We start from the raw sequence: 22,557 nt of genomic DNA, 5'->3' as shown, positions 1-22,557 counted from the left end.
CGTGGGCAGAAATCTGATTGTATTTGACCTGGAATGGAACATCGGCTATCAGCCCAAGACCTTCCGCTACCATGATACCGAACTCACCCTGCGGGGGGAGATCATCCAGATCGGCGCTGTGCGCATCAGCGAAACCGCCGAAGTTCTGGATACCTTTGAGATCACCCTGCGGCCGCGGATCTTCCGCAAGCTGCAGCGCCATATTGCCAAGGTCACCGGCATGAGCCAGGGCGACCTGGACGCCGGGGTGCCCATCGCCGAAGGCCTGGCGCGCTTTGTGGAGTGGGCCGGTCCGGACGCCGAATTTGCCGAGTGGGGCCTGGATGACGTACCGGTGCTCAAACAGAACCTGTTCCTGTGCGGCCTGGACGAAAGCTGGCCGGCCCGCTGGTATGATCTGCAGCGCATCTTCCTGCAGGCCTATCCCCGCAAGGAAGGGGAGGGCATGACCCTGGAAAGCGTGGTGGACCGCCTGGGCATCGAAAAGCAGGACCCCTTCCACAACGCGCTGGATGATGCCCTGTACACCGTCAAGGTCTGCCGCAAGCTGCCTCTGGCGGCGGGCCTGGCCGCCTACCCCGACGAGGAGGCCCAGCTGCGGGAAGCACTGCTCACCGATCCGGAAGCGGAATACCGGGATGTGCAGACCTGGTTCGGCCTGATGGAGCACGATGCCTACAAGACCGACCCGGCATTGTGCCGGGTGGCATGCCCGGAATGCGGCGAACCCCTGGCTTTGGGAGACATCTGGCTCAAGCGCGGCAACACCGGCTATTATACCGAGGCCACCTGCCCCCGGCACGGGTCTTGGTTTGTGCGGTTCAAGCTGTCTCGCCGGGACGGCCTGCACTGGAATTTTGCCCGCTGCACCGAGGTTGTTCGACCCGACACCTACGCCCGCTGGAAACGGCAGGAGGCTGCCCAGCGGGAACGGATGCGCCGCAAGGCGGAAAAAGCCCAGGCCGAAGCCGAGGGCGACCGGTAAAGGAGAGGAATCCCCATGGCTGACCAAACCATATATACCGTCGTGGTAGCGGACGATGAGGATGAACTGCGCCAGGCCGTTTGTACCATGATTCCGTGGGAGGATCTGGGCTTTCGCCTGGTGGGGGATGCCAGCAATGGGCTGGACGCCCTGGAACTGGTTGAAAAGCTGGAACCCGACCTGCTTTTGACCGATATCCGCATGCCGTTCATCTCGGGCATCGAACTGGCCCGGCAGGTGCGGGAAATCCGCCCGGCCATGCACATTGCCTTCCTGAGTGGATACGATGATTTTGAGTACGCCAAGCAGGCGATTCAATACAACATCATCAGCTATATGCTCAAACCCCTGACCATGGACGGTCTGGCGGCGGAACTGCGGGGCATCCATGAAAAGATTGACCGTCAGTTCGCCGCCTTCCAGCAGCAGCTCAATGCGGCGGCGGCCCAGACAGGTCGGGACGAATTTCTGGTCCCGCTGGTGCTGGACAGTCACGCCGAGCTGCCGCCCCATGATACGGAATTCCGCCTGCGGACCGACGCCTGCCGCTGCGGGCTGCTGCGCGGTGCCGATGACCGTCCGCTGTACGTGGTCATCACCACGGCTCTGTATGACGATCAGGGGGACAACTGTACCCCGCCCACTTTTGTCCACGTGATCGAAACCCTGGCCGGCAAGTATCTGCGCCATGCGGTGTTCTGCACCCCGGGCAAGGTGGTGGCGGTGCTCATGGGCAATGCCTCGGATTTTGAGGAGTATCTGCACATTCTGGCGGAAGAAATCCTGCAAACGGCCCACCGCGTGCTGGGCCGGCGGGGCAGTGTGGGGGTCAGCCGCCGCACCGATCGCCTGAGCGGCCTGCACGCCGCATACCGGGAAGCGGCGGAAGCTGCCAGCCTTACCCCGTCGGAGGAAGGCGGGGTCCAGTACATCACCGACGTGCGCCGGGGGACTCCTGCCGCAGTGGAGGAAGTGACCGCCTGCCTGGAAGAGGTGAAGACGGCATTCCGCGCCGGTGACCGGGATGCGGTATGTGCGGGTCTGGCCCGTATGTGCAGCCAGCAGCCCGGTGAGAACTGCGGTCCTTGGCTGGATGCGGTGGCGGTGCAGTTGATGGCGGAGGTCTACCGTCTGCTGGAAGCCGGCGCCGGACCGGAAGCCCTGGAGGAACTGGACCGGCGGGGCCTTTTGCCCGACTTGTCTCTGCGGTACCGCAACACCCATGAACTGCGTCAGGCGCTGCAGGATCTCTGCCTGGGGGCGATGGACCAGCTCAGCACCCAGCAGAAGAAGGGCGGCAGCCTGCTTTGTCAGAAAGCTTTGGCCGCCATTGACGAGCATTACATGGACAAGGATCTGTCCCTTGTCTCCCTCAGCGCCATGCTGGACGTCAGCCCCAACCATCTCAGCGCCTGCATCAAGAAATATGCGGGGGAGACCTTCATCAATATCCTCATCGGCAAGCGCATGGCCGCGGCGCGGGAACTGCTCATGACCACCCCGCTCAAAATCCAGCAGATTGCCGCGCGCTGCGGATATACCGATCAGCATTATTTCAGCTATTGCTTCAAAAAATATTGCGGTACTTCGCCCAATGCGCTGCGCCGGCAGCAGGGAGCCAAATCATGAGCCCCGCCCGCCGTCGGCGCTTGCCCCGCCTTTGGGTCATGCTGGTGGGCATGGTGGCCGGGGTAACCGCTGTGGTCCTGTTTGCCGTCAGCACCTTTTTCATCGCACAGTACCGGGCGGGCATGATCCAGAGCGCCCGCACCGCCAGCGCCCAGGCCTGCAACCAGGTGGCGGTCACGGTGGCGCGGTATGTGCGGGATATGAACGAGGTCATGGATCTGGTTCAGACTTCCATGGAATACGAAGGGGCCGACCGGGATGAGTTCCTGCGGGATCTGCTCCGGGTGCGTTCGGATGTGGTGGCGGTAACTACCTACACCGAAAACGGCGACCTGGTGGACTGCTGGTCTCTGGACCACGAACCCAGAGACCAGATCTTGCAGAATCTTTCCTTTGATGCCGAGAGTGCGGCTTCCGCCGACAGCTATGTGACCCCGCCACACGTGGAAACCATCTTTGAAAGCTACTATCCCTGGGTGGTGACCATGGCCAACCGGCTGCCGGGAAAGGAAACAGCCGCCTGGGTCTCGCTGGACCTGAGCTTTTCCACCATCTCGGAGTACATTTCCAACGTGGGCATCGGCGCCCACGGGTATTGCTTTTTGATGGACCGGGACGGCAACGTGGTCTATCATCCCCAGCAACAGCTGATCTACTCCGGCCTGAAAAGTGAGGACACCGCCCATCTGGCCGAACTGCCGGACGGCGTCTGGACCGAAAAAACCGTCATTTATTCCATCACCGGCATTGAGGACAGCACCTGGCGGGTGGTGGGCGTCAGTTATGTGGATGAGCTGGTGGACCTCAGCGTCAAGGCCATGCTGCGTATCTGCCTGGGGGTGGCGGCCACGGTGCTGGCCGCGGCCCTGGGCACCGGGTGGGTGCTGTCCCGCATTCTGTCCCGCCCGCTGGCGGCATTGGCCTCCGCCATGGAACGCTTTGAGCAGGACGCCGACCACTTTGCCTATGAGCCGGTGTCCGGTACCCGGGAGGTGGAGGAACTTTCCGATTCTTTCGGACATATGGTGCATCGCATCCAGCATCTGATGGCCACCGTCCGGGAGGAGGAAGTCAACCTGCGCAAAACCGAACTGAAGGCGCTGCAGGCCCAGATCAACCCCCATTTCCTGTACAACACCCTGGATTCTATTGCCTGGATGTGTGAACAGGGACGCAACGCCGACGCCGTCAACATGGTGCATGCGCTGGCCCGGCTGTTCCGCATCAGCATCAGCAAAGGCCACGAACTGATCCCCATCCGCAAGGAGCTGGAACACGCCGAAAGCTATCTGCAGATCCAGAAATACCGTTACAAGAACCAATTCACCTATGATTTCAAGGTGGACGAGAGCTGCCTGGATTGTCTGTGCAACAAGATCACCCTGCAGCCCATCCTGGAAAACGCCATCGCCCATGGTCTGGACCTGATGGTGGAACCGGGCCATATTGATGTGGAAGTCTGCCGGGACGGCAAGGATATCCTGTTCCGGGTGCAGGACGACGGTGTGGGTATGGATGAAGAGCAGGTGCGGCACATTCTGCACAGCGAGCCGGGGGACCGCACCGGCATCGGCATCAAGAATGTCAATGATCGGCTGCGCATTTATTTCGGCGAGGGCTACGGTCTGCGCATCGAGAGCGAACCGGATGAAGGTACCTGTGTGGAGATTCGCATGCCCCAGGTACGGGAGGGTGAGTATGAAACAAAATAACACCCGAACGCGCATGGCTGCGGTGTTGCTGGGCGCGGTCCTGGCCGGCAGTCTGCTGCTCACCGGCTGCATGGCGCCCACCACCGCCGGCAGTCCCCATAAGGTGGCCCTGGTGGTCAAATCCAGCGAAACTCAGTTTTTCCTGTCCATGTTTGCGGGAGCAGAAGCTGCAGCAACGGAATACAACATCGACCTGACCATCACGGCCCCCGACTCGGAGGAGGATTATGAGGCCCAGAACCTTCTGGTGGAACAGGCGGTCAGCGATGGCGCCGAGGTCATCGTCTTTTCGGCCACCGACTACGAGAACACCGCTTCGGCCATCGATGCGGCGGCACAGAAGGGAATCGGGATTATTGCCATCGACTCGGATGTGGATTCCAAAGAGGTGGCCACCTATATCGGCACGGACAACTATGCCGCAGGCTGTATGGCCGCCCAGGCTGCGCTGGAACGGGCGCAGGGCCAGCTGAACGTGGGGATCATCAACTATGGCCTGAACAGTGCCAACGGGCAGGAGCGGGAACGCGGCGCCCGGGATACGCTGGAGCAGAGCGGGCGCGCCCAGGTGGTGCAGGTGGTCCATACCAAGGCAGAGGCCCAGGCCGCCAAGGCAGATACCCTCGCTTTATTGCAGGAACATCCCGAAATCAATGTACTGCTGGCATTCAATGAGCCTACCAGCGTGGGCGCGGCGGAAGCCGTGCGGGAACTGGATGCGGCGGACACGGTATTTCTGGTGGGATTCGACACCAACGTGGAAACGGTGGACGATCTGCAGACCGGAGAGGTGGACGCGCTGATTGTGCAGAATCCCTATGCCATGGGGTATCTGGGGGTGGAAAGTGCCTATAAATGGCTTACGGGACGCGCCGGGGAACTGGAGCCTACCGTGGATACGGCCACCCGCATTGTGGATCGGGAAAATCTTTTCGCAATGGACAGTCAAAAGGCCCTTTTTGCGTTCAATTAACGGAATAAAATTCCGTTATTTCCTGTCGAAATATGCAAAACGAACAAAAAAACTCGGTAAAAGGGATGCAAATCAGCCAAATAGAATAAAAAAACACCCTGTATTTCGGTGAAATTTCACCTTGAAAACAGGGTGTTTTTCCTTTACCATAAATATTGTCAGGCGGGACTGCGAGAGGAACTGTCCCGCAAAAAAATATCATAGTTAGAAGGAGAAATACTATGAAAAAAGCGCTTGCATTGACCCTGGCAGCCGCCATGGCACTGAGCCTGGCAGCCTGCTCCGGCGGCGACACCACCACTTCCGAATCCACTGCTTCCACCGGCACTTCTGAGGCTGCGACCAGCGACGCGGCTGCCACCACCACTTCCGGCGAAGTTGCCAACAAGGACAAGCCCCTCGTGTGGTTTAACCGTCAGCCCTCCAACAGCTCCACCGGTGAGCTGGACAAGGCTGCTTTGACCTTCAACGAGAATACTTACTACGTCGGTTTCGACGCCAACCAGGGCGCCGAACTGCAGGGCCAGATGGTTCTGGATTACATCACCGCGAATATCGATACCATCGATCAGAACGGCGACGGCATCATCGGCTACGTTCTGGCCATCGGCGATATCGGCCACAATGACTCTATCGCCCGTACCCGCGGCGTCCGTTCCGCTCTGGGCACCGCCGTTGAGGTTGACGGCGCCATCAACAGCGATCCTGTCGGCACCAACACCGACGGCACCGCCACTGCCGTTCAGGATGGCACTCTGGAAGTCAACGGCAAGAGCTACGTCGTCCGTGAGCTGGCTTCTCAGGAAATGAAGAACTCCGCCGGCGCCACTTGGGACGCTGCCACCGCCGGTAACGCCATCGGCACCTGGGCCGCTTCTTTCGGTGACTCCATCGACGTGGTCGTTTCCAACAACGACGGCATGGGCATGTCCATGTTCAACGCCTGGTCCAAGGAGAAGGGCATCCCCACCTTCGGTTACGACGCCAACGCTGACGCCGTTGCTGCTATCGGCGAAGGCTACGGCGGCACCATCAGCCAGCACGCCGACGTTCAGGCTTACCTGACCCTGCGCGTGATCCGCAACGCTCTGGACGGCGTGGATATCGACACCGGTATCGGCACTGCCGATGAAGCCGGCAACGTGCTGAGCGACGACGTTTACAAGTATGTGGAAGACGAGCGCTCCTACTACGCTCTGAACGTGGCTGTCACCAAGGACAACTATCAGGACTTCATGGACTCCACCAAGGTTTACGAGCCCGTTTCCAACCAGCTGGACGCCACCACCCATCCCACCAAGAAGGTTTGGCTGGACATCTACAACTCCGCCGATAACTTCCTGGGCTCCACCTATCAGCCCCTGCTGCAGAACTATGACGATCTGCTGAACCTGGAAGTCGAATACATCGCCGGCGACGGCCAGACCGAGGCCAACATCACCAACCGTCTGAGCAACCCCAGCCAGTATGATGCCTTCGCCATCAACATGGTTAAGACGGACAACGGCGCTTCCTACACGGCTCTGCTGAGCCAGTGATTCCCACCGCGTGTGCGGTGAACCGATTGATTAACAGGTAACACCCACTTGCTATTAGGGAGTTGATATGCGAAGCAGCTTCTCCCTAATAGCGTTTTTTGATGAAACTACGGCAAAAACGGCCTTTGGCCGCAGATGCTGAATTTGCAGATACGGGAGTAACTAGAATGGCAGATGCGAAAGACGATATCGTCTTGTCAATTCGTGGTATGTGCAAGTCCTTCGGCCGCAACCGGGTTCTTGACCATATCAACCTCGACGTGAAGCGCGGAACTGTCATGGGGCTTATGGGCGAAAACGGCGCCGGTAAGTCCACGATGATGAAGTGCCTGTTCGGCACCTACCAGAAGGACGAAGGCAAGATCTACCTCAACGGCAAGGAAATCAACTTTTCCGGCCCGAAGGATGCCCTGGAAAACGGCATTGCCATGGTCCACCAGGAACTGAACCAGTGCCTGGAACGCAACGTCATCGATAACCTGTTCCTTGGCCGGTATCCGGTCAATTCCGTCGGTGTTGTTGACGAGACGCGAATGAAAAAGAAGGCCTCCGAGCTGTTCCGCAAGCTCGGCATGACCGTGAACCTGACCCAACCCATGCGGAACATGTCCGTTTCCCAGCGTCAGATGTGCGAGATCGCGAAAGCCATCTCCTACAATTCTCAGGTCATTGTTCTGGACGAGCCCACTTCCTCACTGACCGTGCAGGAGGTCGACAAGCTCTTCGAGATGATGCGCATGCTGAAGGCACAGGGAATCTCTCTGATTTACATCTCTCACAAGATGGACGAAATCTTCGAGATCTGCGACCAGATCTCGGTGTTGCGTGACGGCAACCTGGTCATGACCAAGGACACCGCCGACACCAACATGAACGAACTGATCTCCGCCATGGTCGGCCGTTCGTTGGAAAGCCGCTTCCCGCCGGTGGACAACACCCCCGGCGAACCGATCCTCTCGGTGCAGCATCTTTCCACCAAGTACGCGCCGCACCTGCAGGATATCTCCTTTGATGTGCGGGAAGGCGAAATCTTCGGCCTGTACGGTCTGGTGGGTGCCGGGCGTACCGAACTGCTGGAAACCATCTTCGGCGTTCGGACCCGCGCAGCCGGGCGTGTGTACTTCAAAGGCCGCATGATGAACTTCAACAACGCCAAGGAAGCCATCGAGCACGGGTTTGCCATGATTACCGAGGAACGCAAGGCCAACGGCCTGTTCCTCAAGTGTGACCTGACCTTCAACACCACCATTGCCAACCTGAACCAATACAAGGCCGGCGTGGCGCTGTCCAACCCCAAGATGGTCAAGGCCACCAACAAGGAAATCAAGATCATGCACACCAAGTGCATGGGCCCGGATGATATGATCACAAGCCTTTCCGGCGGCAACCAGCAGAAAGTCATCTTCGGCAAGTGGCTCGAACGCGAACCGCAGGTCTTCATGATGGACGAGCCGACCCGCGGTATCGACGTCGGCGCCAAGTACGAGATTTATGAGCTGATCATCAACATGGCAAAACAGGGAAAGACAATCATCGTCGTTTCCTCCGAAATGCCTGAGATTCTGGGCATCACAAACCGTATCGGCGTCATGTCCAACGGTCACCTTTCCGGCATCGTGAATACCAAGGAGACCAACCAGGAAGAGCTGCTGAGACTCAGTGCGAAATACCTGTAAGTGGGGGATATTACTTATGGTGACAGAAAAAACAAAAGTCCTGACGGCTGAACAGGAAGCGGCCCTTCTCCAGCCCATCGACGAACACGTCGGTGCCATTCAGGAAAAGATCAATGCCCTGCGTGTGGACGGTACCGACCGGGTCATTGATATTCAGAACAACATTGACAACCTCAAGCGCGACCGCATTTATACCGAAGCGGAAAAGCAGACCAAGATCACCCAGCAGAAAGCGGCCCTGGAAAAAGCCAAGGCTGTGGAAGCCAAGAACAAGGACGCTGTGGCCAAGCTGATTGCGGAAGCCGAAAGCTACCTGAAAGCCCACTATGACAGCGAATACTACCAGGCTGTGGTGGCCAGCTGCAAAGTGGAAAAGGAAATGGCCCAGGAAAAGTACAAGGCGGCCGTGGCCCAGCTGGAGAAGGAGCACCAGGCAACCCTGGCCAAGCTCAGCGACGCCCACGAGATCAAGGACGAAAAGTACGTTCATAAGAACCGTCTGTTCGACGCCAAGATGCAGCTGGACAAGGACCTGCAGGCTGTCAAGGACCGCCAGCATGCCGCCTTCGACTACAAGTACCACCTGATCGACATGCTGCGCATGTCCAAGTTCACGGTAGGGGAGTCCCTGACCCAGAAATGGGAAAACTACAAGTACACCTTCAACCGTCGTGACTTCCTGCTGCGCAACGGTCTGTACATCGCCATTATCGTGATCTTCATCGCCCTGTGCATCATCACGCCCATCGTCAAGAACGTGCAGCTGCTCACCGTCAACAACGTGCTGAACATCCTGCAGCAGGCTTCGCCCCGTATGTTCCTGGCTTTGGGTGTTGCGGGCCTGATCCTGCTGGCCGGCACTGACCTGTCCATCGGCCGTATGGTCGGTATGGGCATGACCGCCGCCACCATCGTGATGCACTCCGGCCCCAACACCGGCTCCGTGTTCGGTCATGTCTTTGACTTCACCGGCCTGCCGGTCATCGCCCGCGTGCTGCTGGCTCTGGTGGTCTGCATCGTGCTGTGCACCATCTTTACCACCATCGCCGGTTTCTTCACGGCCAAGTTCAAGATGCATCCCTTCATCTCCACCATGGCCAACATGCTGGTCATCTTCGGTCTGGTTACCTACTCCACCAAGGGTGTGTCCTTCGGTGCCATCGAATCCAACATTCCCAGCATGATCATCCCCAAGATCAACGGCTTCCCCACCATCATCCTGTGGGCTGTGGCAGCCGTGATCATCGTCTGGTTCATCTGGAACAAGACCACCTTCGGCAAGAATCTGTTCGCTGTTGGCGGCAACCCCGAAGCGGCTTCCGTTTCCGGTATCTCCGTCTTCGGCGTCACCGTGGGCGCTTTCATCCTGGCCGGCATCCTGTACGGTTTCGGCTCCTGGCTTGAATGCATCCGCATGGTGGGTTCCGGCTCCGCCGCTTACGGCCAGGGCTGGGAAATGGACGCCATCGCGGCCTGCGTTGTGGGCGGCATCTCTTTCACCGGCGGTATCGGTAAGATTTCCGGCGTTGTGGTCGGCGTCTTCATCTTCACCGCGCTGACCTACTCCCTGACGACTCTGGGCATCGACACCAACCTGCAGTTCGTCTTCTCCGGCATCATCATTCTGGTTGCCGTTATGCTCGACTGCCTGAAGTACGTCCAGAAAAAGTAATTCGCCTTTCGCATCAACCTTTTTTGCGGCCCGCCGCACGGGAAAACCGTTCCCCGTGCGGCGGGTTCCTTTTTTACGTCGGACAGGTTTCATACAAAAAAGCCGGAGGCCTAAAACCGCCTCCGGCGTTGCTCTTTTTCCAATTGTTATTTACGGCGCCCGGCCTTCTTGCGCACACTGTACCCGAAGGTCCCCAGCCGACGCCCCAGAGCCAGATATTCTCCGTGGGAATAGACGATCAGCTTGGCTTTTTCCAGGCACAACTTTCCGTTTTCGTCCAGCAGGCTTTCGTCCACGTCCACCGCCACCACCTCGGCCAGGAAAAGATCGTGGCTGCCCAACGGAATGCGCTGGGTGACCTTGCATTCCAGGTTCAGGGGGCTTTCCTCCAACAGCACGGTGCCCACCTTGGCCGCCGGGGCCGCATGCAATCCCATGGCGGCAAACTTGTCCACATCCCGACCGCTCTTCACACCGCACCAGTCCACCGCCCGGGTCAGGCGTTCGGTGGGCAGATTCACCACAAATTCACCGCTGTCCTTGATCAGATCGTAGCTGTACCGCTCGGGTCGCACGCTGATGGACAGCATGGACGGCTGGGTGCAGATGGTGCCGCACCAGCCCACCGTGATCAGGTTGGGCTTTTCGGGGCTGCCGCAGCTGACCAGCACCGGCGGTTCGGGATTGAGCAGGGTAGAACCCTTCCATACTTGGCGGCTCATTCGTCGTCCTCCTTGTCCCAGGTACGTTCGCTGATGATATACCGCGGCCGCGCCTTGGTTTCCATGTAGATTTTTCCGATATACTCACCGATCACACCCAGGCAGATCAGCTGTACACCGGACACAAAGCAGATGATACAGGTGGTGGAAGCCCAGCCGGATACGGTGGCTCCCATGGCGGCTTCCGCCATGGCCCAGATCACGCCGATAAAGGAGATCAGTGCCACCAGCACACCGAAGCCGGTAATAAACCGGATGGGTTTGACCGAAAGGCTGGTGATGCCGTCAAAGGCCAGACTGAGCATCTTGGACAGGGGATAGTGGCTTTCCCCCGCAATGCGCTCGTGGCGCTCGTAGGTGACGGCGGTGCTCTTGAAGCCCACCAGAGGGACCATCCCCCGCAGGAAAAGATTCACTTCCTTGAAATTGGCGAATTCCTGCAGCACCCGGGCGCTCATCAGACGGTAATCGGCGTGGTTGAACACTACCTCGGCGCCCATGGCATTGAGCAATTTGTAGAAGCTTTCGGCGGTAAAACGCTTGAAGAAGGTGTCGGTGTCCCGCTTGGAACGCACCCCGTACACCACCTCGCAGCCGTCGTGATAGGCGTCCACCATGTCATCCATGGCATTGATGTCGTCCTGGCCGTCACAGTCGATGGAAATGGTGATGTCGCAGCGGTCCTTGGCCTCCATCAGACCGGCCAGTACGGCATTCTGGTGGCCGCGGTTGCGGCTCTGGCAGATGCCCAGATAGTGCGGGTCACCGGCGGCCAGATCACGGATGATCTGCCAGGTGTTGTCCTTGGAACCGTCGTTGACGAACAACACCCGGCTGTCCGGACTGATCTTGCCTGCGGCGGCCAGGTCGTTGATCTTCTGCAGGAACAGGGGCGCCGTGATGGGCAGCACTTCCTGCTCGTTGTAGCAGGGGATGACAATGTACAAAACAGGGGTCTGACGGTGGCTCATGATTACCTCATTCCTGGCACTGGTGACGCAGGCCTTCTTTGTCCAAAATCTTGAAGCTTCCGCGGAAAGTCTCAATCAATCCTTCCCGCTGCATGCGGCCCAGCTCCCGGCTCAGAGCACTGCGGTCGCAGTTCAGGTACTCGGCCAGACCGGCGCGGGTCAGGGGCACCGCAAAGGTGTCCTGACCGGCTTCGTCCGCCTGTTCCAGCAACCACAGACTGATACGGACCCGCAGACTTTTGCAGATCAGCAGTTCCACCCGGCGGTCCAGGGCAAAGTACTTGTTGGAAATGGTCAGCACCAGATTTTGCAACAGCTGCAGGTGGCTTTCATGCAGGTGGGCACAAGGGTGAATAATCTTCTCATAAGGAAGGTAAACGGCCAGGCAATCGGTCTGCGCCATGACGCTGACCGGACTTTTGGTGCTGGAACCGGAAAGTACATCCCCGAACAGCCCGCCGGTGCTCATCTCGGTAATGGCCACGCTGCTGCCGTCCGGTGTGTTTTTCAGGGCGGTGATGGACCCTTCCAGCAGAATGCCGACCTCGTTGGTCTCATAGCCGGCCAGCATCAGGAATTCTCCTTTTTGGTAGCGGCGCACGCGCGGGGCAAAGCAATCCAGCATCTTGTCCAGCTCATCATCACGCATACCGCGCAGCAGGGAAGTGCTGCGCAAAACAGGATAATACGGCCGCAGGTTCATCGCAAAGGTCCTTTCATGCAGAAATCGGCGGCGCCTCGTCCTGGTCAGGAAAGACACCGCAAAATGTTGCCCGGGCAAAACTGTTGCACCGGCAATCGACATTCTTGCTTTATTATAGTATAGTAATGCGGCAAAAGCAAATGGAATTCTGGCCGCGAACAGCGGCAATGGGAGGAAATCATTGTGAAATTCAAACGCGTTCTCGCTGCTTTCAGCGCGCTGGCCCTGGCTGTATCCCTGGCGGCCTGCGGTGCGCCGTCCTCGGCCTCCACCCAGGAAACTGCGGCTCCTGCGGCAACCGCTGCCCCCACCGCGACCCCCGCGGCCGAAACTCCGGAAACCGCCGAAGCCACCGGCTTCCGCGTGGCCGGTTTGAAGGGCCCCACCACCATGGGCCTGGTAAACCTGGTGGATGATGTGGACAAGGGCGAAAGCGACCTGGACCTTGATTTCACCATGTACGGCGCGGCGGACGAGATTGTCCCGCTGCTGGTCAAGGGCGATCTGGATGCAGCGGCCATTCCCGCCAACCTGGCAGCCACCCTGTACCAGAAGACCAACGGCGCCGTGGAAGTGGCGGCCATCAACACCCTGGGTGTGCTGTACATCGTGGAAAACTCCGATGCCCAGTATACCGGCATTGCGGACCTGAAGGGCAAGACCATCCTGACCACCGGCAAGGGCACAACCCCCGAGTATGTGCTGCGCTACGTGCTCAGCGAAAACGGCCTGGACCCCGACAAGGATGTGACCATCGAATATTTCAGCGAATCCACCGAAGTGGTGGCCCAGATGACCGCCCGCGGTGAGGGCACTATTGCCATGCTGCCCCAGCCTTTCGTGACCAGCGCCCTGTCCCAGGTGGAAGGCCTGAGCGTCAAGTTTGATATGAGCGAAGAGTGGGAGAAGGTGGCCGGTTCCCAGTTGGTTACCGGTGTTCTGGTGGCCCGCAAGGATGCCGTGGAAGCCGATCCCGAAGCCTTTGATGCGTTCCTGAGCGCCTACCAGGCCAGCACTGAGGCGGCCAACACCGATCTGGAAGGCACTGCCGCCCTGTGCGAAAGCTACGGCATCGTGGCCAAGGCTGCTCTGGCTCAGAAGGCCCTGCCCGAGTGCAACATCGTTTTCATCACCGGCGAGGAGATGCGCACCGCCCTGGAAACCTACTTCCAGGTGCTGTACGACGCCGATCCCACCAGCGTGGGCGGCCAGCTGCCGGCTGACGACTTCTACTATGGCGTCTGATTCCTGCCCGGCGGTCCATCGTGACCGCTGGCACACCGCTGCGGCGGTGGTCTTTTGGGTCATTGTGTGGCAGTTGGTCGCCATGGCCCTGGGGCATGGCGGGTTGTTCCTGTCCACCCCACTGCAGACGCTGCGGGCATTGGCCGTACAGCTGCCGACCCTGGATTTCTGGCACCGCATCGGATTCAGTACCCTGCGCATTCTGACCGGCTTTTTGCTGGCCGTGGTCTGCGGTGTGGTGCTGGGGGCGGCAGGGGCGCGCTGGCACACAGTGCGGGTGCTGCTGGGACCGCCCATGCAGCTGATCCGTGCCATGCCGGTGGCCAGCTTTGTAATTCTGGCTCTTTTGTGGGTCAGCAGCGCCAACCTTTCGGTGGTGGTCAGCTTCACCCATGTGCTGCCGGTGATTTACGCCGGCGTCATGGGCGGCATTGCCGACACCGATGCCCAGCTGCTGGAAATGGCCCGCGTCTATCGGCTGCCTCTGGTCAAGCGGCTGCGGTATATCTGGCTGCCGGGCGTCTTTCCGTCTTTGAGCGAAAGCTGCATTGCCGCTATGGGCATGTGCTGGAAAAGCGGTGTCTCCGCCGAGGTCATCGGTCTGCCTGATAACTGCGTGGGAGATGCTCTCTACCGTGCGAAAATCACCCTGTCCACCCCGGACGTCTTCGCCTGGACCCTGGTCATTGTGCTGCTGTCCGCCTTGCTTTCGGCGGTGGCGGCCCGGGGCCTGCGCCGGCTCAAAGCCCGGCTTTGCGGGGAGGTGAGGGCGGTATGAGCATTGCGGTGGAACACCTGGAAAAGCGGTTCGGGACCCGCACGGTGCTCCGGGATTTTACCCTGCACACCTCCGGCCCGCTGGTGCTGATGGGGCCTTCCGGCTGCGGAAAAACGACCCTGCTGCGGATTCTTATGGGCCTGGAAACGCCGGACAAAGGCACCATAACGGGCATCGGCCGGGTGGGCGCGGTGTTTCAGGAAAACCGCCTGTGCCCACAGCTTACCGCCGTGGGCAACATTGTACTCACCGGCGGAGCGCCGGACGCAGCGGAACGGGAGTTGCGCACCCTGGGCTTTGTGGATAAGGATCTGGCCCTTCCCAGTGAACGGCTTTCCGGGGGACAAAAACGCCGGACGGCCCTGCTGCGGGCGCTGCTGTGTCCCCAGGCGCAGACACTGCTTCTGGACGAGCCCTTTACCGGCATGGACGCCGAGCTGGTGGCCCAGGCGGCGGCTTCGGTCTGTCGCCTGGCGGCGGGACGGGATACGATTCTCGTCACCCACGACGCTGCCGCGGCGGCCCTGCTGGGCTGGCCGGTGGTGCAGATGCACCCCCACAGCGACTGACACAAACACAAAAGGCAAGGTTCCCAAAAAGGAACCTTGCCTTTTTTACATCAGTTCTTCCAGTATGGCGTTCTGTACCACCATCCCCGCAGGGGTCAGGCGAAGGGTCCGGCCGTCAAACTCCGCATAGCCGTGGCCCACACACTGGCGGAGAAAAGCCTTCCGCCGGGCATCCAACGGGGTGCCGCCCCGGTGTACGTATTCGTCCCAGTCCAGCCCGGCGGTCAGGCGCAGCTGCATGAGCAGAAAATCTTCGGCATCGCAGATGCCTTCCTCCTGCTCTGTCAGGGTACCCGCCACAAAGGCGTCGGTATCATCCGGCCAGAACCGGCGTACATTGCCCAGACAGCTGTGGGCTGAGGGGCCCACCCCCCAGTAATCCCGGCAGTTCCAGTACAGCAGATTGTGCCGCCCTTCGTGACCGGGCCGGGCAAAGTTGCTGATCTCATACTGGCGGTATCCGGCGGCTTCCAGCTGCTTCACAGCGTAGAGGTAAAAGTCTGCCGCGGCGTCCGGGTCGGGCAGATTGGCCGGGCGATGCCGGGCAAAGGCAGTGCCCGGTTCAATCTTGAGCAGATAGGCCGAAATGTGGGTGCAGCCGCCGGTTTGCAAAAGGTCCAGGGTGGCGTCGAATTCAGCGTTGGTGTAGTTCGGCAAAGCCAGCATGATGTCACCGCACAGGTCGTCGAACCCGGCCTGCCGTGCCCAGGCCAGAGCCAGGGCGGCACCGTCGGCGGTGTGGGTGCGGCCCAGGGTGCGCAGCTGGGGGTCCGAAGCGCTCTGCACCCCAAAGCTCAGCCGGTTCACTCCCGCTTCCCGGAACCCTGCCAGGGATTGTTGGCTGACCACGTCCGGGTTGGCCTCCAGGGTGATTTCGGCCCCGGGCAGCGGCGCGGCGGCCTCAATCAGGCTGCGCACCTGTGTAGGGGAGAGCAGCGCCGGGGTGCCGCCGCCGAAGTACAAGGTATCCGGCCGGCGGTGGTTGTTGCGCAGTTCCCGCAGCAGAGCATCCACGAAAGGCTGGGGCACCTCCCGGGTACCGGGGGCGGAATAAAAGTCACAATACCGGCATTTGGCGCGGCAGAAGGGAATATGCAGATAAATCCCGAAACGGTCCTGGACCAAAGATTTCACCTCTTAACAAAAAAATATCCAATGATTCATATATCGTTTACACATTTTCCGACAGATAGAGTATATAATAGGGATACGTAAAAAGAAAGGGGTCCTAGTGAACTATGGACGAAAAATATTATACCATTTCGTATGCCGAAAGTCCGTTCGGTACCCTCAATCAATATATGACCCGCACCTTTGTCTGGATGTTTGCCGGCCTGCTTGTCACCTTTGCGGTGGGCATTGGCACTCTGTACAGCCCGCTGGCTTATCTTTTGTTCAACAGCGGCCTGTATCTGATCCTGTGCATTGCGGAACTGGCCATGGTGGTGGTTTTGTCCGCCCGCATCGATAAGCTGCGCCCGTCCACAGCCACCAGTTTGTTCTTCGGGTACGCGGTGCTCAACGGCATCAATCTCAGCATTGTCTTTGCGGCTTACGCGTTCAGCACCCTGGTGCTGGCCTTCCTGGTCGGCGCGCTGTACTTCGGCATCATGGCCCTGTACGGTGCCCGCACTCAGCGAGACCTGAGTTCCTGGGGAACGCTGCTTTCCGGTGCGCTGATCACCCTGATTGTGGTGGGGCTGCTGGGCGGCCTGCTCATGTTCTTCATCCCGGGTGCCTTCAGCACCTTTGACCTGATTCTGTGCGCAGTCAGCCTGGTGGTCTTCATGGCCTTCACCGCTTACGACGTGCAGAAACTGAAATACTATTACTCCTACTTTGGCGGCGACGCAGCCATGCTGCACAAGTCTTCCATCATCGGTGCGCTGAGCCTGTACCTGGATTATATCAACATCTTCCTGTACGTGCTGCGCATCCTGGGCCGTCATCGTGACTGATCAAGGTGGTACCTGTTATGACCAAACTTCAGGAATTTGTTTCGCTCCTGTCGGGCGAATTTGACAACGCGGCCCAGCATGCCGAACTGACGGCGGCAGGCCAGGCGGATTTTCCCTTTGCCGAACACCGCAACACCCCCTGCAACGATAAAATCCGGGGATTGCCTTCCGATTTTGCCGGAGTCTTTCTGGTGGAGGAAAGCTACTACACGGTGGCCGGACGCACCCATGCGTCACCCCATCTGTTCCTGTTCACCCAGGAAGGGGACAATATCCGGCTGACCTCCTACGACACGCCGGAAGGATACGACAAGAACAGCTTCACCGCAGCCCAGCTGAAAGATGTGGAATATGCATCCCTTCGGCCCTCCCAAAAGTTTACCCCTGCGCTGTACACCTGCAAGGACGGTGTGTGGGAAGGCGGCAGCGTCAGCATGTTTACCCCGGTGCTCAAGTTCACCCTGTTTGAGCGGTTCTCTTCCGATTGCCTGGAGGTGACCGAACAGATGGAGATGAATGGCAAGCGCACCTTCGGCTACGATGTGCCGATCCTTTACAAACGCAAATAAGCGGCGCTCGACCAGGCACCGCAGCAAAAAGGGACGAACCCCCACGGGGTTCGTCCCTTTTGTCATGTTTCGGGTGGAAAAAATCAGTTGCCGATGAGGAAGTCCAGCACATCCCAGCCGTCGCCGCCCACTTCCCGGTACAGCTCGGTGTAGCCGCATTGGCAGCAACTGACAGTGGTAAACTTTTTGTTCTGGATATCAAACAGCTTGGCAAAATTGCCGCCGGTGGCCTGAAGCCGGTCGGCCACATATTCCTGGCAGCCGCACTTCGGGCAGACATATTGGTGTTTTTCCATAAGATGCCTCCTTTGAGTCAGGGAAGGTTCAAGTTTTTGCTGATCAGACGATGGGTTACTGCCCACAGAATACCATCTGCCAGCGCAAAAAGCAAGAGCACGCTGCCGGCCATGATGCCGGCGACCATCTCGCCGTGAAGGCTCATTTCCAGAAAGAAGCGGGTCCAACCATCCAATACGGATTGCGGCAGATGGGTCATTGCGATGGCGGCCAATGCAAACAGCAGCACAAACGCCATCTGAAGGGCAAAGCCCAGCACAAAATAGGTGACAATGCTGGCCAGCATCCTCTGCTGGGGCCAGCGGGAGCCGATGGCCATGCACAGATACAGGTACAGATAGGCGGAGATCATGGCCAGCACCATCTGCACGACCAGAAACACCGTGCCTATGCTGCTTTGCAGGGAAAACTGCTGCGAAACCGTCTGGGCGGCTTCCGCCTCGCCGTCTGCGTTGGCCATCCAGGTACAGCCAATGCAGATTAGAATGGAAGCAATGGTGGAGCCGCAGGCACACAGCAGCTTGGCGGCCATGTGCTGCCAGGGCGCCGCGGGCAGACTGAACATCAGATATCCCTGGTCACCCAGCAATTTGTAGAAGCGCTGAATGTTCAGCACCACACAGGCGGCAATGGTGGCAAAGAGAAACAGGGCGGTGAGAATCTGAAAAAAAGATTCCAGAACGGCCGACACCGGTGTTCCCACCGTTCCGGATAAGACGCTGTCCAACCGCCCGATCATCGCGGCCAGCAAGGCGAATACCGCCGTGCCGGCCCAGATGGGCACCAGAATCCGTCCCACGGCCAGACATTCATATTTCAAAAGCTTGTTCATCATGGCAAAATCCCTCTTTTCCCTTCAGATCAGACGCGGAAGGTTGTGCGGAAATATTCGTCCAGGCTCATGCCGCTTTCCTCCCGCAGTTCGTCCACGGGGCGGTGGGTCAGCAGTTGCCCTTCTTTCAGAATCAGCACTTCATCCAGCATTCGCTCCACATCCTCCACCAGATGGGTGGAGATGACCACGGCAGCGTCCTCGTTGTAGTTGCGCAGGATGGTATTCAGGATGTACTCCCGGGCTGCCGGATCCACGCCGCCCAAAGGTTCATCCAGCAAATACAACTTGGCGGCCCGGCTCATGGCCAGGCAGAGCTCCATCTTTTCCTGGGTGCCTTTGCTCATGGTGCCGATGCGCTGCCGCGGATCCAGTTTCAGATCGGCCAGCATCCGGGACGCCTTCGGCATGTCAAAGTCCGCATAGAAATCCGCGAACAGGGCAACCACATCGTCCACCCGCATTTCCACCGGCAGGGCCATGCGATCGGGCAGGTAGGAGGTGATGGCTTTGGTGGCCACCCCGGGAACCTGGCCGCCGATGAGTATCTGCCCGGCATTGGGGCTCAATAGTCCGGCGGAAAGTTTCAGCAAGGTGGTTTTGCCGCTGCCGTTGGGGCCCAGCAACCCCACCAGGCGTCCGGGAAGAATTTCAAAGTTCACATTATCCAGGGCCGTTTTGTGGCCATAGCGTTTGCACAGCCCCTTGGCCTGATAGATTACTTGCATCATATCGTCTCCTTTTCGGCAGCCGCGCACAGTAGCGCGGCGGTTTCTTCGGCATTGATGCCCAGCGCCTGCATCTGTTTCCAGAACTCCTCAGCCAGGGCCTTGGCCCGCTGGCGACGGATTTCGTCCAGCTGTTCGGTTCCGGCAGATACGGTGCGCCCGGCGGTGCGATGGGTTTGCATCAGCCCTCGGCTTTCCAGTTCCTGCAACGCCCTCTGCATGGTGTTGGGGTTGACCCCCGCCTGGGCTGCCAGTTCCCGCACCGGCGGCACCTTGGACCCGGCAGGCATGGCGCCGGTCACGATGGCCAGCTCCAGCTGTTCAACCAGCTGCAGGTACACCGGTCGGCCGGATTCGATGTTCCATTCCATCGCGGCACCTCCTTTGTATTATTGTATTAACCATCTAATACAATAATACATCGGGCCCGGAAATTGTCAACCCCTTTGCAGAAGAATCTTTTTGCGGTATGATAACAGCAGTACCGCTGCATACAGGGGGAGATACCATGCCGCATATCCTGATCATTGAGGATGATACCGATATCAACAACGCTGTGACCGAATACATTGCCGCCCGCGGCTGCCGCTGTACCCAGGCATTTTCCGGCACCGAAGGCCGACTGTACTGGCAGCAGGGCGGGGTGGACCTGATCATCGCCGACCTGATGCTGCCGGGCCTGACCGGGCAGCAGCTTCTGGCCGAAATCCGCGCCAAAAGCAGCGTGCCGGTCATTGTGCTGTCCGCCCGCACGGCCTTGCAGGACAAGGTGGAGTTGCTGGAACTGGGGGCCGACGATTACCTCACCAAGCCCTTTTCCTTGCAGGAACTGTGGCTGCGGGTGGGGGTACAGCTGCGCCATGCGGGAGCAGCGCCCCAATCTTCCGTATTGGAATATAAGGAATGGCGCATCGACCCGGAAGCCCGCACCCTGACAGTGCAGGGCAACCAGATTCCCCTGACCCTGCACGAATACGAGATTGTGGCCCTGTTGGCGGCCCGCCCCAAAAAAGTTTTCACCCGGCAGGAAATATACGAGGCTGTCTGGCAGGAACAGGCCTTTGTGGAAGACAAGACCATCAACGTGCACATCTCCAACATTCGGGCCAAGCTGCGCCCCACCGGTACCGATACCTATATCAAGACGGTGTGGGGCATCGGGTTCCGGCTGGAATAAGGCAAACTTTATTCTTTCTTTATATTTCCTTTGCGATTGTTTGGCCTTTGCCCGGTACAATGAAGGCATACCAAACAAAGGAGAGGGTCAAATGCAAATCGCTGTTCGTACCCGGGGACTCTGTAAGCGGTATCATGGCAAAGCTGCCGCGGACCATCTGGATATGCAGGTCCCCCAGGGGGAAATCTATGGCTTTATCGGCGCCAACGGGGCCGGCAAGTCCACCACCTTCAAACTGCTGGCAGGGTTGGCCAACCCGACGGCCGGACAGATTGAAATTTTCGGGCAGCCGCTGCACCAAGGCGGCTGTGGCCGTCGGGTGGGCATCCTCATTGAGGACGCCGGTCTGTACGGATCGCTGTCTGCAGCAGACAACTGCCTTCTGCAGGCCAAACTTCTGGGCCTGGATGATGAAAAGACTGCAGTCGGTCGGGTGCTGGCCCAGACCGGTCTGGAACATATGGGCAGAAAAGCGGCCAAACACTTTTCCATGGGTCAGCGTCGACGCCTGGGACTGGCCCTGGCCCTGCTGGGCAGCCCCGACCTGTTGCTGCTGGACGAACCCACCAACGGTCTGGACCCGGAGGGCATCCGGGACGTGCGCCTGCTGTTGCAGCAGCTGCAAGCCGAGCATGGTGTGACCATTGTGGTCAGCAGCCACATTCTGGGCGAGCTGGAAAAATTCGCCACCTGCTACGGCATCATCCGGGACGGCCGGATGGTGCAGGAAATCACGGCGGCGGAGCTTTCCAGCCGGTGCCGGGCGTATATCGCCCTGCAAACTCCGGACCCCCACCGTGCAGCAGCCTTGCTGGAAGACAAGCTCCACCTGCACGACTACACCGTGCGCCCGGAAGGGGAGCTGCGTATCTATGATCCAGCCGACCCGGCCCGCATCAACGCTGTCCTGCTGGACGGCGGGGTGGCGGTGCAGTCCATCGGTACCCACCGCCAGGAACTGGAAGATTACTTTTTGCAGATGATGGGGGTGGAAAATCATGTTTGAAGTGCTTCGGATGGACTGGTACCGGCTGCGTCGTCAGAAATACCTGCTGACCGGGCTTCTTTTGGGGCTGGGAATGATCGCTTTGTCCTATGCGTTTATCACTCTGCTTTCGGACCCGGAAACCGTCAATGCTATGCAGGCCCAGGGGGCCGAGATCACGGCCGAGGATATAGCCGATGGTGCGGCGCTGGCGGGATATACTCTGCAGAGGTACATGCACCAGATGCTGTTTGAAGGCGGATTCTGGATTTCCCTGATTGCGGTGTTCACCGGCGTTTACTGCGCGGAGGACTATACGGGAGGGGCCGTCAAGAATATTTTTCCTGCCCTGGGGTGCCGCTGGCCCTATGTGGTGGGGCGGGCCCTGTGTCTGCTGGTATACAATGCGGTGCTTATGGCAGCCTACTTGCTGGTACCGCTGGCCTTGTACCCGCTGCTGGTGTTCGGCGCGGTGGGCGGCACCTGGCTGGACTGGCTGCAGATGTACCTGGCGGCCTGCCTGGTGGGCTGGGCCATTTCTATGTGTGCCTTTTTCCTGTCCACGCTGATCCGCCGGGAAGGCTGGATGGCGCTGGTCGCCCTATGCGTGGGGACAGGGCTGCCGGCTTTGGTGCTGGGCTTTGCTTGTCAGATACTGCACCTGCCGGATTTGACCCGGTTTACCATTTGTATCTGTGGCCGGATGATTACGCCTGACTTCCGGTCTGAACAGTACCTGCACATCGCGGTAACATGCCTGGCCTGGGTGGTGGTGTATGGCCTTCTCACCGACCTGTCTTTGCGCAGGCGGGACCAGGCCTGAAAATTTCGGACAGGA

At 59.2% G+C, this 22,557-nt stretch carries 23 protein-coding genes; 15 read left to right on the top strand and 8 right to left on the bottom strand.

Annotated features, from left to right (window positions below; translation table 11 throughout):
• Nucleotide 1 precedes the first annotated feature (1 nt).
• From H6B15_RS00925 to H6B15_RS00890, 7 genes are all read left to right on the top strand, one after another.
• Nucleotides 2-985: an exonuclease domain-containing protein gene (locus tag H6B15_RS00925; RefSeq protein WP_204645118.1), complete on the top strand. Its 984-nt coding sequence runs from the start codon at nucleotides 2-4 to the stop codon at nucleotides 983-985.
• 15 nt (nucleotides 986-1,000) lie between these two features.
• Nucleotides 1,001-2,614, top strand: a complete 1,614-nt coding sequence (locus H6B15_RS15375; protein WP_243424210.1) for a response regulator — start codon at nucleotides 1,001-1,003, stop codon at nucleotides 2,612-2,614.
• Complete coding sequence (locus H6B15_RS00910; protein ID WP_204645117.1) at nucleotides 2,611-4,326, top strand: sensor histidine kinase; 1,716 nt, start codon at nucleotides 2,611-2,613, stop codon at nucleotides 4,324-4,326. The genes H6B15_RS15375 and H6B15_RS00910 overlap by 4 nt, the downstream gene beginning before the upstream one ends.
• Nucleotides 4,313-5,299, top strand: coding sequence for a substrate-binding domain-containing protein (locus H6B15_RS00905; protein ID WP_243424209.1), 987 nt, complete (start codon nucleotides 4,313-4,315; stop codon nucleotides 5,297-5,299). Before H6B15_RS00910 ends, H6B15_RS00905 begins: the two co-directional genes overlap by 14 nt.
• Nucleotides 5,300-5,520: 221 nt before the next feature.
• On the top strand, nucleotides 5,521-6,837 hold the full coding sequence (locus tag H6B15_RS00900; protein ID WP_204645116.1) for a substrate-binding domain-containing protein: 1,317 nt from the start codon (nucleotides 5,521-5,523) through the stop codon (nucleotides 6,835-6,837).
• Nucleotides 6,838-7,004: 167 nt separating this feature from the next.
• Nucleotides 7,005-8,513: a sugar ABC transporter ATP-binding protein gene (locus H6B15_RS00895; RefSeq protein WP_204645115.1), complete on the top strand. Its 1,509-nt coding sequence runs from the start codon at nucleotides 7,005-7,007 to the stop codon at nucleotides 8,511-8,513.
• A 16-nt stretch (nucleotides 8,514-8,529) separates the two neighbouring features.
• Nucleotides 8,530-10,185: an ABC transporter permease subunit gene (locus H6B15_RS00890; RefSeq protein WP_204645114.1), complete on the top strand. Its 1,656-nt coding sequence runs from the start codon at nucleotides 8,530-8,532 to the stop codon at nucleotides 10,183-10,185.
• Nucleotides 10,186-10,331: 146 nt separating this feature from the next.
• On the opposite strand, the gene H6B15_RS00885 is transcribed toward H6B15_RS00890, so the two are convergent.
• Genes H6B15_RS00885 through H6B15_RS00875 form a run of 3 tightly spaced genes read right to left on the bottom strand, consistent with a single transcriptional unit; the run spans nucleotide 10,332 to nucleotide 12,659 of the window.
• Complete coding sequence (locus H6B15_RS00885; RefSeq protein ID WP_204645112.1) at nucleotides 10,332-10,907, bottom strand: flavin reductase family protein; 576 nt, start codon at nucleotides 10,905-10,907, stop codon at nucleotides 10,332-10,334.
• A complete protein-coding gene (locus H6B15_RS00880; RefSeq protein WP_204645110.1) occupies nucleotides 10,904-11,878 on the bottom strand; it encodes a glycosyltransferase family 2 protein in 975 nt (324 codons plus the stop codon). Before H6B15_RS00880 ends, H6B15_RS00885 begins: the two co-directional genes overlap by 4 nt.
• 7 nt (nucleotides 11,879-11,885) lie before the next feature.
• On the bottom strand, nucleotides 11,886-12,659 hold the full coding sequence (locus tag H6B15_RS00875) for a Crp/Fnr family transcriptional regulator (RefSeq protein ID WP_204645108.1): 774 nt from the start codon (nucleotides 12,657-12,659) through the stop codon (nucleotides 11,886-11,888).
• Between the two features lie 105 nt (nucleotides 12,660-12,764).
• Between H6B15_RS00875 and H6B15_RS00870 the strand changes: the two genes are divergently transcribed.
• Genes H6B15_RS00870 through H6B15_RS00860 form a run of 3 tightly spaced genes read left to right on the top strand, consistent with a single transcriptional unit; the run spans nucleotide 12,765 to nucleotide 15,173 of the window.
• Nucleotides 12,765-13,826, top strand: coding sequence for an MqnA/MqnD/SBP family protein (locus tag H6B15_RS00870; RefSeq protein WP_204645106.1), 1,062 nt, complete (start codon nucleotides 12,765-12,767; stop codon nucleotides 13,824-13,826).
• On the top strand, nucleotides 13,816-14,604 hold the full coding sequence (locus H6B15_RS00865; RefSeq protein WP_204645103.1) for an ABC transporter permease: 789 nt from the start codon (nucleotides 13,816-13,818) through the stop codon (nucleotides 14,602-14,604). The genes H6B15_RS00870 and H6B15_RS00865 overlap by 11 nt, the downstream gene beginning before the upstream one ends.
• Nucleotides 14,601-15,173 carry an ATP-binding cassette domain-containing protein gene (locus H6B15_RS00860; RefSeq protein ID WP_204645101.1) on the top strand — a complete coding sequence of 191 codons (573 nt, stop codon included), beginning with the start codon at nucleotides 14,601-14,603 and terminating at the stop codon, nucleotides 15,171-15,173. The genes H6B15_RS00865 and H6B15_RS00860 overlap by 4 nt, the downstream gene beginning before the upstream one ends.
• 45 nt (nucleotides 15,174-15,218) lie before the next feature.
• Here the strand turns inward: H6B15_RS00860 and hemW are convergent, their stop codons facing one another.
• Nucleotides 15,219-16,298 (bottom strand): radical SAM family heme chaperone HemW, encoded by a 1,080-nt coding sequence (gene hemW / locus H6B15_RS00855; RefSeq protein ID WP_204645099.1) that lies wholly within the window; start codon nucleotides 16,296-16,298, stop codon nucleotides 15,219-15,221.
• A 113-nt stretch (nucleotides 16,299-16,411) separates the two neighbouring features.
• Between hemW and H6B15_RS00850 the strand changes: the two genes are divergently transcribed.
• Complete coding sequence (locus tag H6B15_RS00850; RefSeq protein WP_204645090.1) at nucleotides 16,412-17,131, top strand: Bax inhibitor-1/YccA family protein; 720 nt, start codon at nucleotides 16,412-16,414, stop codon at nucleotides 17,129-17,131.
• Between the two features lie 17 nt (nucleotides 17,132-17,148).
• On the top strand, nucleotides 17,149-17,700 hold the full coding sequence (locus tag H6B15_RS00845) for a hypothetical protein (RefSeq protein WP_204645089.1): 552 nt from the start codon (nucleotides 17,149-17,151) through the stop codon (nucleotides 17,698-17,700).
• Nucleotides 17,701-17,783: 83 nt separating this feature from the next.
• On the opposite strand, the gene H6B15_RS00840 is transcribed toward H6B15_RS00845, so the two are convergent.
• From H6B15_RS00840 to H6B15_RS00825, 4 genes are read right to left on the bottom strand one after another with little or no spacing between them, the layout of a single operon-like run.
• Entirely contained in the window at nucleotides 17,784-17,996 is a 213-nt protein-coding gene (locus H6B15_RS00840) for a zinc ribbon domain-containing protein (protein ID WP_204645087.1), read from the bottom strand.
• Between the two features lie 17 nt (nucleotides 17,997-18,013).
• On the bottom strand, nucleotides 18,014-18,832 hold the full coding sequence (locus tag H6B15_RS00835; protein ID WP_204645085.1) for a hypothetical protein: 819 nt from the start codon (nucleotides 18,830-18,832) through the stop codon (nucleotides 18,014-18,016).
• Nucleotides 18,833-18,858: 26 nt separating this feature from the next.
• A complete protein-coding gene (locus H6B15_RS00830) occupies nucleotides 18,859-19,557 on the bottom strand; it encodes an ABC transporter ATP-binding protein (RefSeq protein ID WP_204645183.1) in 699 nt (232 codons plus the stop codon).
• Nucleotides 19,557-19,928 (bottom strand): GntR family transcriptional regulator, encoded by a 372-nt coding sequence (locus H6B15_RS00825; protein ID WP_204645084.1) that lies wholly within the window; start codon nucleotides 19,926-19,928, stop codon nucleotides 19,557-19,559. The genes H6B15_RS00830 and H6B15_RS00825 overlap by 1 nt, the downstream gene beginning before the upstream one ends.
• Before the next feature lie 137 nt (nucleotides 19,929-20,065).
• On the opposite strand from H6B15_RS00825, the gene H6B15_RS00820 reads away from it, so the two are divergent.
• The 3 genes from H6B15_RS00820 to H6B15_RS00810 all read left to right on the top strand — a co-directional run bounded on the left by H6B15_RS00820 (nucleotide 20,066) and on the right by H6B15_RS00810 (nucleotide 22,542).
• Nucleotides 20,066-20,734 (top strand): response regulator transcription factor, encoded by a 669-nt coding sequence (locus tag H6B15_RS00820; RefSeq protein WP_204645083.1) that lies wholly within the window; start codon nucleotides 20,066-20,068, stop codon nucleotides 20,732-20,734.
• 91 nt (nucleotides 20,735-20,825) lie between these two features.
• Nucleotides 20,826-21,740, top strand: coding sequence for an ABC transporter ATP-binding protein (locus H6B15_RS00815; RefSeq protein WP_204645081.1), 915 nt, complete (start codon nucleotides 20,826-20,828; stop codon nucleotides 21,738-21,740).
• Nucleotides 21,733-22,542, top strand: a complete 810-nt coding sequence (locus H6B15_RS00810; protein WP_204645080.1) for a hypothetical protein — start codon at nucleotides 21,733-21,735, stop codon at nucleotides 22,540-22,542. Before H6B15_RS00815 ends, H6B15_RS00810 begins: the two co-directional genes overlap by 8 nt.
• The last annotated feature ends 15 nt before the right edge of the window (nucleotides 22,543-22,557 follow it).

This window comes from Gemmiger formicilis, assembly GCF_016900095.1.
GTDB classification, from domain to species: Bacteria; Bacillota; Clostridia; order Oscillospirales; family Ruminococcaceae; genus Gemmiger; species Gemmiger formicilis_A.
Note: the sequence above shows the minus strand (reverse complement) of the source record. Positions and strands in the feature narration are given on the sequence as shown.